The sequence below is a fragment of the Agromyces larvae genome (genome assembly GCF_022811705.1).
Lineage (GTDB): Bacteria > Actinomycetota > Actinomycetes > Actinomycetales > Microbacteriaceae > Agromyces > Agromyces larvae.
Genome location: NZ_CP094528.1, coordinates 1963288 through 1979054, shown reverse-complemented (window position 1 = coordinate 1979054; position 15767 = coordinate 1963288). Strand labels below are relative to the sequence as shown.

At 68.5% G+C, this 15767-nt stretch carries 15 protein-coding genes and 1 tRNA gene; 2 read left to right on the top strand and 14 right to left on the bottom strand.

Annotated elements, in window-relative coordinates; translation table 11 throughout:
* Position 1: 1 nt before the first annotated feature.
* Together MTO99_RS09690 and MTO99_RS09685 are read right to left on the bottom strand one after the other, a co-directional pair.
* Positions 2-1318: a DUF4032 domain-containing protein gene (locus MTO99_RS09690; protein ID WP_243558792.1), complete on the bottom strand. Its 1317-nt coding sequence runs from the start codon at positions 1316-1318 to the stop codon at positions 2-4.
* An 82-nt stretch (positions 1319-1400) separates the two neighbouring features.
* Positions 1401-2501: an ABC transporter ATP-binding protein gene (locus tag MTO99_RS09685; RefSeq protein WP_243558790.1), complete on the bottom strand. Its 1101-nt coding sequence runs from the start codon at positions 2499-2501 to the stop codon at positions 1401-1403.
* A gap of 231 nt (positions 2502-2732) precedes the next feature.
* On the opposite strand from MTO99_RS09685, the gene MTO99_RS09680 reads away from it, so the two are divergent.
* Together MTO99_RS09680 and MTO99_RS09675 are read left to right on the top strand one after the other, a co-directional pair.
* Positions 2733-3665: a DsbA family protein gene (locus MTO99_RS09680; RefSeq protein WP_243558788.1), complete on the top strand. Its 933-nt coding sequence runs from the start codon at positions 2733-2735 to the stop codon at positions 3663-3665.
* A gap of 91 nt (positions 3666-3756) precedes the next feature.
* Positions 3757-3829 (top strand) — tRNA-Thr (locus MTO99_RS09675).
* A gap of 16 nt (positions 3830-3845) precedes the next feature.
* Here the strand turns inward: MTO99_RS09675 and MTO99_RS09670 are convergent.
* The 12 genes from MTO99_RS09670 to MTO99_RS09615 all read right to left on the bottom strand — a co-directional run bounded on the left by MTO99_RS09670 (position 3846) and on the right by MTO99_RS09615 (position 15725).
* Positions 3846-4178, bottom strand: a complete 333-nt coding sequence (locus tag MTO99_RS09670; protein WP_243558787.1) for a hypothetical protein — start codon at positions 4176-4178, stop codon at positions 3846-3848.
* A 22-nt stretch (positions 4179-4200) separates the two neighbouring features.
* Complete coding sequence (locus tag MTO99_RS09665) at positions 4201-5835, bottom strand: N,N-dimethylformamidase beta subunit family domain-containing protein (RefSeq protein ID WP_243558785.1); 1635 nt, start codon at positions 5833-5835, stop codon at positions 4201-4203.
* A complete protein-coding gene (locus MTO99_RS09660; RefSeq protein ID WP_243558783.1) occupies positions 5836-7695 on the bottom strand; it encodes an Ig domain-containing protein in 1860 nt (619 codons plus the stop codon).
* 9 nt (positions 7696-7704) lie between these two features.
* Positions 7705-8088, bottom strand: a complete 384-nt coding sequence (locus MTO99_RS09655) for a hypothetical protein (RefSeq protein ID WP_243558782.1) — start codon at positions 8086-8088, stop codon at positions 7705-7707.
* A 76-nt stretch (positions 8089-8164) separates the two neighbouring features.
* Positions 8165-8311: a hypothetical protein gene (locus tag MTO99_RS09650; protein WP_243558780.1), complete on the bottom strand. Its 147-nt coding sequence runs from the start codon at positions 8309-8311 to the stop codon at positions 8165-8167.
* Positions 8312-8376: 65 nt separating this feature from the next.
* On the bottom strand, positions 8377-9192 hold the full coding sequence (locus MTO99_RS09645) for a GIY-YIG nuclease family protein (protein ID WP_243558778.1): 816 nt from the start codon (positions 9190-9192) through the stop codon (positions 8377-8379).
* Between the two features lie 142 nt (positions 9193-9334).
* Positions 9335-10474, bottom strand: a complete 1140-nt coding sequence (locus MTO99_RS09640) for a phage major capsid protein (RefSeq protein WP_243558776.1) — start codon at positions 10472-10474, stop codon at positions 9335-9337.
* Positions 10474-10947, bottom strand: coding sequence for a hypothetical protein (locus MTO99_RS09635; protein ID WP_243558774.1), 474 nt, complete (start codon positions 10945-10947; stop codon positions 10474-10476). Before MTO99_RS09635 ends, MTO99_RS09640 begins: the two co-directional genes overlap by 1 nt.
* A 1-nt stretch (position 10948) precedes the next feature.
* Complete coding sequence (locus tag MTO99_RS09630) at positions 10949-11830, bottom strand: hypothetical protein (RefSeq protein ID WP_243558773.1); 882 nt, start codon at positions 11828-11830, stop codon at positions 10949-10951.
* A 119-nt stretch (positions 11831-11949) separates the two neighbouring features.
* The gene (locus MTO99_RS09625) at positions 11950-13425 is read right to left on the bottom strand and encodes a hypothetical protein (protein ID WP_243558771.1); all 1476 of its coding nucleotides are present in this window, start codon (positions 13423-13425) and stop codon (positions 11950-11952) included.
* A 93-nt stretch (positions 13426-13518) separates the two neighbouring features.
* The gene (locus MTO99_RS09620; protein ID WP_243558769.1) at positions 13519-15207 is read right to left on the bottom strand and encodes a hypothetical protein; all 1689 of its coding nucleotides are present in this window, start codon (positions 15205-15207) and stop codon (positions 13519-13521) included.
* Positions 15207-15725, bottom strand: coding sequence for a hypothetical protein (locus tag MTO99_RS09615; RefSeq protein ID WP_243558767.1), 519 nt, complete (start codon positions 15723-15725; stop codon positions 15207-15209). Before MTO99_RS09615 ends, MTO99_RS09620 begins: the two co-directional genes overlap by 1 nt.
* Between the last annotated feature and the right edge of the window lie 42 nt (positions 15726-15767).

Genomic DNA, 15767 nt, shown 5'->3' with positions numbered 1-15767 from the left:
GCTAGACCTTCAGCCGCCAGTCGTCCTCGTCGTCGGCATCGACGACGGGGATGGCCGCGGTATCGAGCGGCACGACCGGCACCACGGCGGTGATCGCCTCGGTGGGCGGGCCGATCACGGTGGCCTCGTCGCGCCGATGCCGCAGCACGGTGTTCACGTAGGAGGCCACGGCCTCGGCCAGCGGGATGTCGTGCCCCGCCTGCTGCGCCAGGAACCAGCGGTGCTCGAGCAGCTGGTGGAACACCTCGGCGGGCTCGAGCTTGCGCCGCAGATCCCCCGGGATCGCGCGGACGACCGGTTCGAAGACGCGCATGAGCCACTCGTGCGCGACCATCTCCTCGTCCAGCTCGGTCTTGCCGTAGGCGGCACGGTACGAGTCGAGGTCGTTCAGCAGGCGCCTCGCCTGATTCTCGCCGGCGTCCAGCCCGGTGAGCCGCAGCAGTCGACGCTGGTGGTGCCCGGCGTCGACGACCTTCGGCTGGATGCGCACGGTCGTGCCCGAGTCATCCGTCTTGATCGCGAGCTCTTCGATGTCGAAGCCGAGGTCGTTCAGCCGCTGCACCCGCTCGTTGATGCGCCAGCGCTCGGTGCTCGCGAAGGATTCGGAGCCCGTGAGCTCGGTCCACAGGTTGCGGTACGCGTCGACGATGCCGTTCGAGATGCGCACCGGGTCGAGCTCGTCGGCCACCCGGCCTCCCGCCTCGAGGTCGAGCAGCTCGCCCGCGATGTTCACCCGGGCGATCTCGAGGTCGTTCTCGCGCTGGCCGTTGGACAGGCCTTCGTAGAGCTTGCCCGTCTCGGCGTCGACCAGATACGCGGCGAACGCGCCCGCGTCGCGGCGGAACAGCGTGTTCGACAGCGACACGTCGCCCCAGAAGAACCCGACGATGTGCAGGCGCACGAGCAGCACCGCGAGCGCGTCCACGAGGCGGGTGGCGGTGTCGGGGCGCAGCGTCTGCGAGAACAGCGCCCGGTACGGGAGCGAGAAGCGCAGGTGGCGGGTGACGAGCACCGGCTTCAGCGCCTCGCCCTCGTCGTCGGTGCGGTTCGTGATGACGGCGACGGGTTCGACGCACGGCACCTCGAGCCGCTGCAGGGTGCGCAGCATCTCGTACTCGCCGCGGGCCAGCTCGGCCGTGGTCTCCTTGATCGCCACGACGTGCCCGCCGAGGTGCGCGAACCGCACCAGGTGGCGCGAGATGCCCTTCGGCAAGGCGGCGATCGTCTCGCTCGGCCACGCCTCGAGCGGCAGGTGCCACGGCAGGTCGAGCAGGGCGGGGTCGGCCATCGCCGAGGTGATCGAGAGTGAACCGCTCATACGTGATCAGCGTATCCCGAAACGGCGATGCCGGCCGGGCCGCAGCCCGACCGGCATCGCCGTTCGCTGGAATCGCGTGGGATCAGTGCACGATCGCCTTGTCGCTGAGGCGCTCGCCCGACTCGGCGTCGAACACGTGCACGTGGTTCGGCACCGCGGTGAGGTACACCGTGTCGCCCGCGAACGGGTGGATGCGGCCGTCGACGCGCGCGACGATGTCGGTGCGCTTGCCCTCGATGTCGGAGTGGCCGTAGAGGTAGCCGTCGGCGCCGAGCTCCTCGACGAGGTCGACGACGACCTTGAGGCCCTCGCCCTCGCTGCTCGACACCACGATGTCCTCGGGGCGGACGCCGATGGTGACGTGCGCGGCGTTCGCGTTCGAGAGCGTGTCGCGGTCGACCGGCACGATGGCCGAACCGAACCTCACGCCGCCGTCGGCGAGGTCGGACTGGAACAGGTTCATGGCCGGCGAACCGATGAAGCCGGCGACGAACACGTTGTTCGGCTTCTCGTAGAGGTCGCGGGGGGTGCCGACCTGCTGGAGCACGCCGTCCTTCAGCACGGCGATGCGGTCGCCCATGGTGAGCGCTTCGGTCTGGTCGTGCGTGACGTAGACCGTGGTGACGCCGAGGCGGCGGGTGAGCGAGGCGATCTGGCTGCGGGTCTGCACGCGGAGCTTGGCGTCGAGGTTCGACAGCGGCTCGTCCATGAGGAAGACCTGGGGGCTGCGCACGATCGCGCGGCCCATGGCGACGCGCTGACGCTGACCGCCCGAGAGGGCCTTCGGCTTGCGGCTGAGGTACGGCTCGAGGTCGAGGAGCTTGGCCGCCTCGAGGACGCGCTGGGCGCGCTCCTCCTTGCCGACGCCGGCGATCTTGAGCGCGAAGCCCATGTTCTCGGCCACGGTCATGTGGGGGTAGAGCGCGTAGTTCTGGAAGACCATCGCGATGTCGCGGTCCTTCGGGGGCACGTCGGTGACGTTGCGGTCGCCGATGAAGATGTTGCCCTCGTTGACCTCTTCGAGGCCGGCGAGCATGCGGAGCGAGGTCGACTTGCCGCAGCCCGACGGGCCGACGAGGACGAGGAACTCGCCGTCCGCGATCTCGAGGTCGAGCTTGTCGACGGCCGGACGCGTGCCGCCCGGGTAGAGGCGCGTGGCCTTGTCGAACGTGACTGATGCCATGGTGCTGGTTCTCCTTCACCGGCAGGTACGTGCCGGACGATCCGTTGTGAATGGAATGCGTCGACGATGACGCCTCCTCAGTATGCCACGCACGCGGGCGCAGCCCGGACACGCGGAACCGGCGGCGACCGCCCGGATCGCTTGGCGGATTCACAGGCACCGTTCCTACTATCGTGGGTGCGTTCGCATGCATCAGCGCGCGCCTTCACAGCAGCCACCCGGAGATCATCGATGAGCAACGGCGGTTCCACGCAGCCTCGCCCCACCCGAAACGAACGCAGAGACGCGGCCAGGGAGAAGGCCCGACTCCTGCGCGAGGAGCAGAAGAAGCGTGAGCGGCGCAACAAGATCCTGATCCAGGGCGGCGTCATCGTCGCGGTGCTGGTGATCGCGGCCGTCATCGGTCTCGCGATCTTCAACAGCGTGAAGCCGGCCGGGCCCGGGCCGCGCAACATGGCCAGCGACGGCATCGTCCTCACGGGCGTCGACGGGGCGATCACCGCCGTCGAGACCCCCGCGATCCCGGCCGGGGGCGAGCCGACCCCGACCGTGCAGGACGACAGCGGCAACGTGGCGAACATCGTCATGTACATCGACTACCTGTGCCCCTACTGCGGCCAGTTCGAGACCACGAACTCCGACACGCTGCGCACGCTCGTGGAGGAGGGGGCGGCCACCCTCGAGGTGCATCCCATCGCGATGCTCGTCAACAAGTCGGCCGGCACGCAGTACTCGCTGCGTGCGGCGAACGCCGCGGCATGCGTCGCCGACCTCTCGCCCGACGCGTTCTTCGACTTCAACTCGCTGCTCTTCGAGAACCAGCCCGAAGAAGGGTCGACCGGCCTCACCGACGACCAGCTGAAGCAGCTGGCGAGCGACGCGGGCGCGGCATCCGGCGTCGGCGCCTGCATCGGCGAGACCCGGTTCAAGGCCTGGGTCAACGACGCGACCACGCGTGCGCTCACCCAGCCCGTGCCGAACTCCGAGCTGCCGGCCGTGCAGGGCACGCCCACGGTGCTCGTGAACGGCAAGCTCTACCAGGGTTCGCTGGACGACCCGAGCGAGTTCCAGCTGTTCGTCTCGCAGGCCGCGAGCGAGAGCTACACCGAGTCGACGCCCGCGCCGACCGAGACGCCCGCGCCGACCGAGACCCCCGTGGAGTGACGCCGCACGGGTGAGTCCGCTGCGAGGGGCGGCGCCGTACGGCGCCGCCCCTCGTGCTCGTCCCGGTAGGATGCCGGAGAGGCATCCGCTCGCCGGCTTGGCGCAATTGGTAGCGCACCGCTCTTGTAAAGCGGTGGTTGCGGGTTCGAGTCCCGCAGCCGGCTCTCCAGAAAGGCCCGGTCAGAAGCCATTTTCTGACCGGGCCTTCGTCGTGCCGGAGGGCCGCGTGGGGCGAACGTGGGGCAAGTCGGTTCGTGGGGCATCCGCCTGCCCCATCTCCCGCTGCCACATCGACCACGTGACGACGGCCGCGAGGCGCAGGGTGGGGAAGTAGCCGATGAGGGTGCGGTCGGCGCTCTGCTCGGCGTAGGTGACCGAGCGGATGAGGCGCTCCTTCTGCTCGGCGCCCATGCCGATCTCGACTTCGCGGAGGATCGCGATGCGGCGGCCGCGGTCGAACATGATCCATTCGCCGCGGCGCACGCTGCGCAGGTCGGGTCGCCAGTACCTCACGACTCGAACATACCTTCGAGTGTCAGGCGAGCGGAGCGAGCTCCCCGTCGAGGAGGAGGAACGGTGCGACGGACGTGCCGTCGTAGAGGCGCCACGAGGTCGCGGGCGCAGGCTGCGAGCCGGGTTCGACCGCGTACTCGTCGAGGGAGTTCACCGGCTGGAGGGTGACGCCGCTCATCAGGGTCGCGGGCGCGGCCCCCATGTCGTTGAGCAGGTTGACGGTGAACTGCTGTGCGGCCGCCGAGACGGGGGTGCCTTCGCCGCGGTCATGCGTGGCGTCGAGCGCCCACGACCATTGGCAGGTGCCGAACCCGACGGTGAACCCGCCCCCGGCGTACCGCTGCGCGACGATGCCCCACTCGATGTTGCCGGGCATGGTGTAGTTCTCGCCGTTCGCGTCCGAGAGGCCGCCGGGGGCGGCTCGGGTGTAGGCGGCGAGGATGCGGTAGGAGCCTGCGGGCTGGGTGGGGTGGGCGTGGTCGGCCTCGAATCCCATGATGCGCGTGAGGGTGATGTCGGAGTCGACCAGTGACGACCCGCCCCACACCTTGAGCCCCCCGTAGGGGTTCTTCGGGACGGTGACGTCGTAGTCGTAGACGCCGTTCATGCCGAAGTCGGTGCCGGTGAGGAACCATTCGGGTCGGCGGTCGGGCCAGCGGGTGTCCTTCCACGTCCCAGTCCACATCACCGGGTCGAACGGCGAGCCCGCGGTGCGGGTGTAGCCGGTTGGGCCGGGCATGGTGTCCTTGTAGCACGCCATCGTGACGCGGTCGCCGTCGTAGATGTAGCGGGCGCGCCAGAACACCTCGTTGCCGCTCATGAAGATCGAGCGGCCGCCGTGCTCGTCGCGCCACGTCTCGACGGCGTCGCGCATCGGCGTCGTCCAGTATTCGTCGTGGCCGGACGAGAGGAAGATCTGCCCCTTCTGCAGCAGCGGGACGCCCTGCTGGTCGAGGTCGACGGAGGAGACGTACTTGATGCTGTAGCCCTGCCGCTCGAGGAAGCGGATCAGCGGCATCTCACACGCCATCCAGAACGTCTGCGGCACGGTGCCGCGGGTGATGACGGGGCGGTGGTAGTCGACCACGAGGGAGCGATCCATGATGTTGCCGACGCCGACCCCAGTCCCGTAGACGTTCTTCCCGTCGACGGCGGCCTTGGTGCCGTAGTGGTTGTACGCGGCGCCCCATGTGGAGTCGCTGGTCTTGTAGATGATGTCGGCCTCGGCGTCATCGTCGCGCACGACGAACGAGATGTAGAAGGCGTTCGGCGCGTAGGGTGCGACCGAGCGCACGAGCGCGACGTACAGGCCGCTCGTCGCGTCGGACGGCACGTCCCACTCGGCGGTCACGCTCCACGACGTGCAGGTGGTCGCGCCGTTGGTGTCGGGGATCACCTCGGCCTCGGGTTGCGTGGTCGGCGTGTTGGTGACGGTGGCGACCTTGCGGAATCCGTCGCCGCCGTACCAGCCGACGCGGTAGATGTCGATGGTGGTCGATGCGCCGTCCACGCAGAACTGCACCGTCTCGCCGATGTTCACGCTGATGGAGCGGGCGAAGCCCTGCGCGTGGATGTCGCCGTGGCCCGAGGTGGTGAGGTTCGCGAAGGTGTCGCGCCCCTCGGTGAGCGCGTTCTCCGCGGCGATGTCGATCGGCACTTACTTCTCCCGAACGATGATGTCGATGCCGTAGAAACCGGCGTTCGTGGACGCGAACAGGTCGCCGCTCCCGTACCAGCTCCGAGCCTCTTGGAAGGGGTTCGCGATGCCAGCCGCGAGGTGGAGGTTGGTGCCGTCGGTCGCCCCGACGGAATCTTCATCGATCGTGGGCGAGTACAGGTAGTAGCCGTCCAGGCTGTACGCGACGATCAGGCCATCGAGGGAGTTCGCTGGCAGGGCGGTCGCGAAGTAGAAGTCGTTCCACCCGGCCACGAGCGGCGCGCTCATGGCGGTCGCAGACCCGTTCGCGGCGGGGGTGTTCGGGGTGTCATCACCGAGGAAGACGCTGCCGGACTCGGCGGCACGGCGGGATGCGCCCACGGAGCCCGTGCGCCCGATCAGGGTCGACCCGGCGGGCACGTAGATCCGCATGCCGACCAGATCCCAGGCGCGGGCGGGGGAGTTGGTCAGGTAGAACTGCTGACCCATCCAGCTTCCCGAACCGCCGTCGTCGTGAGAGGTGAGCGCGTAGGTCGGCACGGTGCTGCCGAAGATGGTGTGCTCGGTGGCGTCCGGCTCGTCTGCCGCAGCCACGGTGCCGGAGTATGCCTGCGTGTCGGTGCCCGCGCTGTTGGTGGCGGTCACGGTGAAGGAGTACGCCCCGGAGGCCGAGGGGGTGCCGCTGAGCACGCCGCCGGTGGAGAGCGAGAGTCCGGCGGGCAGGGTGCCCGCGGTAACGGCCCAGGTGATCGGCGTGGTGCCGGTCGCGGCGAGGGTCTGCGAGAACGCGCTCCCCTGCGTCAGGGCCGAGAGGGTGGTGGTGGTCACGGTCGGCGCGGTGTCCGCCGGCGGGGGCTCTCCGTCGGTTGCGGCCGCGAACCAGAGGTCGCCGTTGACCATGTTGGTCGGCTGAGTGTCTCCGCCGAGCCAGATCACGAAGTCGCCCGCGGGGCGGGTCTCGCTGCCGGTGTCGACGATGACGCGCACCACGCCCGCCGGGCCGGTGTCGCCGGTGTCGCCCTTGTCGCCCTTCGCGCCGTCAGCACCATCCGCGCCGTCCGCGCCCGGTGCGCCGTCGTCGCCCTTGTCACCCTTGTCACCCTTGTCACCCTTGTCGCCCTTCGCGCCGTCCGCACCCGGTGCGCCATCGGCGCCGTCGGCGCCCTGCGGGCCGGTGATCGCGGTGAGGGCGACGAGGTTCGTCCACGTCGAGTCGCTCGGGAGCTTCCACTGGACGTAGCCGCCCGACACGCGCAGTTCCGGCGACTCGCCGTCACCTCCGCCGCCTTCGATCGGGTGCTCGGAGAGGTAGTCCTCCACGGCGTCGGCGATCGCGCCGTCCGGGATGGCGCCTGCTTCGAGGTCGGCGACGGTCTCTTCGAGCGCGCTCACGCGGGAGGTGATCTGCGCGACCCACGTCGGCTCCGTGCCGGGGTTCGCGGGTACGGGGATGACGCTGGCGAGGTCGATGGTGCCGCCGGGGGTGCCTGCGATCGAGAAGGAGCGGTCGGGGAAGTTGCCGACCTTCACGGTGACGTTCCACGTCCACCCGGTCGGGATGATCTCGGGAGAGCCGCCGTAGGCGAGCGTCACGCCGGGGTTGGCTGCGTCGTCGGGGAGGATGAGGTGCCCGTCGGCGTCGGTGACCGCGATGATCGTGGGCTGATACACGGTGATCGGCTCGGACGCGGTCGGGACGCGGAAGATCGCCGGGCTGATGCTGGGGGTGAAGGTGACCTGCCCGCCGATCACGCCGGTCAGGTCGGGCTGGGAGCCCGCGTCCGCCCCGTCCGGGTCGGCGCGCACGAGCCGGCCGATGACTCGGAACGTCTGGACTTCGGGCGGGAACGTGGCGGCCACGGGTGACTCCTAGAGGAAGAACGGGGTGTTGCGGTGCGACGCAAGCGGGACGATGTCGAAGTAGCCCTGAGCCTCAGCGAGGTCCGCCTCGGCCGCGCGCGCGAACCACTCCTTCGCGACCTCGAGCAGGTCGCCGCCGCGACCTTTCGTATCCAGGCCGAGGTCGTCGGTCTTGACCGACCGGCCCATCGCTGCGTAGATCGCGGAGAGGCGGAGGTAGGCGTTGCCGGTCGCGCGGGCGATGTTCCCCGACGACTGCGCGAGGAGCGCTTCGAGCTCCACGTCGGAGAAGTTCGCGTACCCGTCCTCGAGGGTGAACCCGGTGTCGCCGACGTTGACGCGAAGCTGTCCGACGGGCGTGTTCGGGTCGAGGGGGTACAGTCCGGCTGCCATGTGTGCGGAGCGTACAGCGGACGCGCGCCAAAGACCCCCGCGGGCAGGACACGCGGGGGCCGTTGGGGGTCGTGGATCAGTCGAGCGCGGCCTCGAGCGCTTCCACGCGCGCGATGAGGTCGGCGAGCACGCCCGCGCCGACAACGACGAACGGCTGCGGGGCGGGGCCGGCGTACTCGTCGGCTTCGACGTAGGTGAGAGCGATCGGCTTGGGTGCTGACATGGGTTCCTCCGGAGGTTGTGACTGGTGCTGCCTAGGCGTGGCGCAGCGTAGCCGGGACAGGTGGGTTAGGCGACGTGCTTCCACGCGCGTCGAGTGGCGATGAGCATGATCACCTGAGAGGACACCCCATACTCGCGTGCGAGGCTGGCGCGGGTCGCCCCTTCGGCCGAGCGCGCGCGGATGTCGACGACAGCGGATTCATTCAACTTGGATGCGTGGTGATCTTGACCCCGCTGAATCCGCGGAGAGATGCCGCGGGCGGCGGGGGTGCATCGCGGCCCGATCGGCCAGGGCGCGTCTGCCCACGTGCGTTCCTTGTCGATGTGGATGATGGCGGGTTGTGTGACGCCGAACTTCGCGGCGAGAGTCGATCGCGGCTCGCCGCTCCAAAGGAGGCGCTTGATCTCAATGACATCTTCTCGCGTGAGAATGGAGTTCCCCACCTTCTGTCCCCGCGCGCGAGCCAGGCTTCGAGCGGCGTTTGCCTTCGTCATACCGCGCCGCTTCGCGGCCTCGCTCATTCGACGCTTGGCGTCTTCGGAATGCCGAAAGCCCAGCGAGCCGCCACCGGCCGACATGTTCAGGCCGTACTCGCCTCGGAACGTGCCGAGTTCGCGAACCCAGAACACCTCCCGCTCGTCGAGTAGGCTCGCGTCGTCGACGGCCTCGAGAACGCGGCACCGGATGGCGTCGACGCCATGCTTCCGAATCCACCGGTAGACCGGCGTGTTGATCCGACGGGCCTGCGTGGCCGAGCTGAGGTGCTGCTTGAAGCGGCTCGCGGCGCCGTTCAGCGTCTGCCCGACATATCGGATGCGTTCGGGGTCGTCCACGTGGTAGAGCCCGTAGATTACCGTCTTGGGTTCGGGTATGTTGATCATGTCGCTCCCTTGTAGCGGCCACGCCCCCGGTCGATGCCAGTCGATGCGGGGGCCTTTACGTGCTCAATCCTAGCCCGGATAGCTAGCTAATGTGAAGCAACCCCGGCCATTGGCCGGGGTTGCTTCGTTGGTGAGCCTAGGCTCAGGCCGGGTTGACCTTGAGGACATAGGCGTCATCCCACAAAACCGCACCAGTGAAGAGGCGGAGTCTGAACGAGGCAGTGTCGGCGGTGAACCCGCCCTCCCAGATGCCGATCTTGCCGCCGCCGGGGCGGTAGCCCTGGTCGTTGCGCACCCGGATCTCGGGCTGCTCGTAGCCGCGGAGGCTGAGCCGCTCGAGGACGGGGCGCTCGGTGGTGTTCGGCGCCGGGAACATGCGCCACTGGTTGCCCGAGAGGCGCGGCGACTCGATGATCTCCACGTTCGGGAACAGCGCCTTGAGCTCCGCGTCGGGGGCGAGCGTGAGCGCGCCGTCCTGCACTGTGATCACGCGGCCGATCTGCGCGATGTCGTACTCGAGGAAGCGCTTCTTGCCGGGCGCCACGAGCACGATGTACTTCGAGATCGCGCCGATCTTGTTCCCGTTGATCTCGCGGTTCTCGATCTCCACCGAGCCCGCGATCAGGGCGAGCGCCGAGACCGGCGAGTTCGCGATGACCTCGGAGCCGTCGATCAGCGTCGCGCCCGAGAGGCCCTGCGACGCCTGCTCGAGGGCCGCGAACACCTCCGCGTAGTGCGTCTTGCCGACGGTCTTGAGGAACTGGTTCGGCAGATCCTCGATCTCGCCGAGGTCGTCGTTGATGACTGATTCGAAGGTTACGTCCGCCCGGAAACCGCGCTTGCGCAGCGAGGAGTAGTAGCTTTCCTCGTCGTTCGTCACGGTGACCATCGGGTAGGGCGTGCCCTCGGGGATGACCGCCGCGGCGCCGTGCTCGTCGACGCCCGCACCCTCGACGCCATCGCTGGCGATGAGGCCGCGCAGGACGACCGGGCGGAAGTCCTTCACGGTGCGGTGGCCGGCGAGGTTCTCCACGGGCTCGAGCTCCTTGGGGAGCTGCGGGATCATGTTGACCGACAGCACGTGCGCGATCGAGTAGCCGATGTCGGTCGAGGTGAGCAGCTCGGCGAGCTGCGCCTCGGCGACGCGGCTGCGGCGGGCCTTCTCCATGAGCGCCATCGCCTCGAGGGCCTTGGCCTCGGTCACGCCCGGCTGGGGCTTGATCGCCCCGTCCAGGGTGAACTGGTCGTCGTAGCTCTCGAGGAGCTGCTTCAGGTCAGCCATTAGGCACCCACCTTCACGGGGAGAGTTCCGGCGACCTTGGCGTAGGTGGCCGGGTAGTTGACGACGCCGACGCGCGTGTTGCTCGCGGCTTCGAGGGTGAGCGCGCCTGCGCCGGTGGCGTAGACGACGGCGCCCTGTGCGGTCGTGGTCGGCGCGGGAGTCGTGCCGGTGGACACGATGCTCTCGAACTCCCACGTGCCATCGGTGGCGACGCCGGTGGCGTAGGTGCCGACGGCGGTGGCCTTGTCGTTGCCGACGCCGGGCTGGGTGACGCCGGTGATCTTGACGTCGCCGTAGAGGGTCTTGTCGAGATCGGGGCGGGCCACGCCGATGGTGTCGGTGAGGGTGACGCCGAACCGGTTCGAGCCGGCCTGCTTGACGAGGGTGTTCTGGCGCGTGGCTGCGCCGATGCCCCAGGTCTCGACGAGCGCGTCGGTGTGGGCGAAGACTTCCTGCGTTGCGATGTGTGCCACGTCAGGCCCCCGTTCCGGTCAGGTAGAAGCTCTTCTTCTTGCTCGAGCCGCTGTCGTTGCGCTCGATGGTGAAGGTACTGCCGGGCTCGTCGCCCTGCTGCGCCTTGGCCTCTTCGACGACCTTCACGGCCTTCGCGAGCGCCTCCGTCACGTCGTTGCCCTTGCGGGCCTCGGCGAGGAGGTCGGCCTCCTGCGAGGGGAACAGCTTGGCTTCGCGGATCGCGCGGGCCTGCTCCTCGTAGGAGTCGAGCGCCTTGGTGACGGCCGACTCGACGACAGAGGCTTCCACCTCGGCCTGAGCCGCCTTCTCCTCGGCGGTCTTCGCGTTGGTCACGAAGTCGACGAACGGCTTGAGGGACTCTGCGAGGGCTGCGGCGAGCTCCGCCGCCAGCGCCTTGCGCTCCTTCTCATCCATGTGTGTCTCCTTCTTCTTCTCCTCCGCCGAGGCGGCGGCAGGTGTGTAGGACTCGCGGGCGCGCTCGATCTTCTGAGCGAGCCGGGAGCCTGGTCGACCTGGGTGGTCGACAAGGTCGATCGAGTTGGACGTCGCGGGGAGGATGGCGACGATCTCATCGGTGTCTTCGTTGATGGCGGCGGCGGCGTAGATCGAGAGTTCCGCCTGCCCCTCTTCGGCGAGGGATTCGACGACGTCGACCCAGTGGCTCAGGATCTTGATAGGCGCGACGAGGCCGACACCTTCCTCATAGCGGGCGTCTTCGAGAAGGAAGCCCCACTGGTCGCGGGGGTCGCGCTGTTCGCCGCGCCACTCCTTGTGCTTGAACCAATCCTTCGTGCCGGCGGGGAACGCTTTCATCTCGGCGGCGGCTTCGAGGATCTCCTCGGTGTACTCGCCGGATGAGCCTTTGCCGGGCGTGATGAGCACCGCTTCCCACACGGCACCGTTGCGGCGCAGCGTGGCGGTCTCGCTGAGGTGCGCGTTGCGGGTCTTCGTCACGTGCGCGGAGCGTACATCGGACATCTAGCTATTGCACAACTCGTGCATCATCGAATGTCCGAGCCGGAGGAGTCCTGCCCGCCGGTGCCGTTCGAGCGCCCCTGGTCGGGGGCGGCGGTGGAGGCGGTGGAGGCGGTGGCGGGCTTGGTGGCGGCGAGGGTCTTCGTGTTGTTCGGCAGGAGCACCCCGTCCGGCACGTCGCCTGCGAGCGGGTTGCCGAGGATGGCTTCGAGTTCCGCCTTCATGTCGTCTTCGCTGTACAGGCCGGTGTTCCACTTGAGGACGGCGGCCTGCACCTTGCGGTAGACGTCCGAGTCGTCGGTGAAGGGGATGAAGTAGGCGACGGCGTCCTTCGCGCCCATCCAGCGCAGCACGCGCTCGTCGAAGTCGATGTGCTCGTCGCGGCGCACCTCCATCAGTAGGCGGGTCGGCAGGTCGAGGGAGGCTGCGGAGCGGAAGCTGGCGTCGGTGGAGTCGGCGGTGAGGGCGGCGTTGGACACGTCGAGCGCGGCCGCGACGATCGCGGTGAGCGCGCGGAGCGAGGTGAAGTCGTAGCCCTTGCCGGCGCTGGCGAGCGGGACGAGGTCTTGGGTCGCGCCGAGGACGGCGGTCGAGCCGGGGGTGGTGGCGTCGGCGTACTTCATGCTGGCGTTCTCGCCGGCGCGCGGCGTGCCGACGGACGCCTTGAACGCGAAGGTCGCCATCGCCTGCGTCATGGTGCGGCCGTCCATGAATGCGTCGCGCGCAATGCCGTTCCAGATGTACGCGGCCAGCGCATCGGGCGAGCCGTACATCATGCCGACCATGCTGTTGGCGTGCTGGTCGAAGATGACGTGCGCCTGGTCGACGATCTCGCTCTTGCCGCCGACGACCTTGATGCTCTTCACGCGGTGCTCGACGTACTGATCGGTGAAGTACCACCGGATCATCTGGTCGGTCTTCCCGGTTTCGAGATTGCGCTTCGTCCATTCGCGTCGGTAGGCCCAGATTTCGCCGAGCCCGTCGGGGTCTTCGATCTGGCCGGTGATCTGCTCGAGCGGGATGGGCTCGAGGATCTTGCGCCGCTCGTTGCCGATCCAGAACGCGACGCCGTCGTGGTAGAGGCTGCCCTCGCGCCTGCGGCGCGCGGTCTTGCCAAAGAAGGCGCGCTGGTTGCGCGGGTCGTCGATGAGTTTCTGGATGTCGCGGACGCCTTGCGAGCCGCCCTTGGGGACGCCCTTGTACTGGATGCCGCCGCGCCAGATGTTCGAGTGGCGAAGGCGAAGGCCGCGCCCGATCCACGGTGCGCCGACGACGGATTCGCGGATCTGGCCCGACCACTTCTTGAGGTCTTCGAGGGAGAGGCCGAGGGGGTCGTCGTGATGTCCCGTGCCGCGGAACTTGAGCCAGCCGATGTCCTCGCGCTTGATGAGATCCATGACCCGGTCGAACGACTCGCGCAGGAACTCCTTGGAGTGGCCGCTGTCCTGCGCTTCGAGGGCGCCCATGAGGGTCTCGGCGAGGTGTTCGAGTTCTGTGCTCACGCGGGCGGAGCGTACATCGGACGCGAAATGGGTGGGAACCGGTGCCGAATGGGCTCGAAATGGGGTGCTAAACGGTGGAGGTCGCGCGCCAATTCACAGCGGGTACGTCGGATCGAGTCGGCTCATCGCCAGCATCTCCCAGGGGGACGCCTGCACGATGTCGCCCTTCTGCAGGTGGCCGAGCGGGTTGCCGGTGAGCGGGGCGGAGTCGAGCACGGCGTAGATGAGGGCGTCGAGGCGGTCGGGGGAGCCGTGCATCTCGGTGCGCATATCCTTCTTGGGCGTGATCTTCACCGCGCCTCGGTCGTCGAGTTCGAAGGTGACCATGAGGAGTTGGTCGCGCAATGCCGTGTCGGCGTAGTCGATGTCGACCGCGCCGGCGCGAAGCTGGGTGCGGAGGTAGTCGTGGTTCTCGGCGCGCGCGTTGAACCAGCGCGAGCGGTCGGCCGAGGCGCGGCCGCCGTCGATGCGAATGACGACGTAGCGCTTGTCGTCGAACTCGGCGAGGCGCATGAGCATGGAGGCGACGCCCGAGCCGAGGCCGCCCGCGTCGACCCGGACTTCTGTCGCGCCGGTGTGCTGGGCGATCGCGTGGACGCGGCGTGCGCTCGTGACCTCGTCTTCCTTCGACCACGTGCCGGTGGTCTCGCGCTGTTCCCCGCCGTCGTCGTAGAAGATGGTGCGGTCGAACACTCGGCAGCGGCCCCCCTGGTTGACCATCACGACCGATTCGTCGTTGCCCTTCGCCGCGAGGTCGACGCCGAGCAGGATCGGGGCGCCCGGGGCGTCGATCTCGGCCTCGCGAGCGTTCTGGACGTCGCTTTCGGCGAAGAACGCGCGGTCGTCGCCGTTGGGGAACTCGCCGAGCACCTTCGCCTTGAAGCGCGCGTCGGGCTTGCCGGTGAGGTTGCGTTCGGCGTCGGCCTGCTCGTCGTAGACGATCTCGCCGCCGGTCTTCCACATGCGCTCGCGCTCGTACACCCAGCGGGCCGAGGTGAGGCCCTTGAGGAGCAGGCGCTCCTTCTCGGGCTCGCCGGGGTAGACGATCTCGCCGGTGAGGGTGGGGATGTCGTAGGCGGTGATGGTGTGGAGTTGGTACTCGCGTCGGTAGCGCTCGTCGGTGAAGCGGTCGTAGAACGGGGTGCCGCGGTTGTCGGGGTTGCCGATGCCGCCCATACGGGCGTCGCCAGAGGTCATGAGCGCGTCGATCGCCGTGTAGATGGGTTCCTTCACACCGCCGGCCTCGTCGAGGACGATGAAGTTGCGGCCACCGGTCTTGCGCAAGCCCTGGAACGTCGAGACCGCGTCGCTCGCGCCGGGGACGCGCGCGACTGCGAGGGTGGCGTTACCACCGGGGGTGGCGTAGCGCCACTCGTCCTGCTCGGTGATCCAGCCCGGCCACGGCATCGGCACGCCGTCGGCCTGCGCCTTGAGCTTGACGTACCCGTAGGTCTCCTTGAGGTAGGCGTAAACGCCGAGGCGCACCTGTGTCAGCGTCGGCGCGGTGATGATCGCGAGCGACTCTTCCTTGGGGAACGCGGTGATCCACCACAGCGCCCAGCGCGCGGCGCTGTGTGTCTTGCCCGTGCCGTTCGCGGACTTGACGAGGGTGCGCGGGTGCTTTCCGAAGAGCACCTCGTCGGAGATCTCGGCCATCTTCTCGTACATCCGCTCGCCGAGCACGTCGGAGAGCCACGCGGCGAAGTCGCGCTGGTAAAGCGCTTTCCGAGATCGCTGCTGGATCTCGGCGATCGCCGCGTCGAAGACCGTGTTGTCGAGCATCACGCCTCGATCTGGTGGCGGAGGATCTCGGCCTGGGCGTGCTGCATCGCTTCGACGATGAGGCTGTCCCACAGTTCGGGGTCGACCTTCTCGCGCAGCGCGCCCTTCATGTAGGCGAGGGAACTGTCCACGACGCGGCCGAGCTGCTGGCCGATGGCCTCGTTGTAGGTGTTCAGGTCGTGCTCGGTGGTGGCGAGCATCTTGTCCTCTTGCGCCATCACCTCTTTGATGAGCGAGAGGATGACCTTCGCGTGGTCGACGTCGAGGTAGCGCGAGCGCAGCTCGCCGAGCATCTCGCGGATGAACAGGATGTCGAGTCGCTTTTGCTGCAGCGCGGTGAGGTAGTCGCCGGAGTTGGCGAGCTCGTGGAGTCGCAGGATGATGCGTGCGGGGGAGACGGTGCCGCGCAGGCGGCGTGACATCTCCTCGGGGGTGACGCCGGAGACCTGCAGTTGCAGGATCTGGCGGTCGATCTCGCTGATCACGCTCTGGCGTTGGAGATCGGTGACGGTCGACATGCCGCCGGAGCGTAGCGCGGACGCGGCGAACGGGCCGCCCGC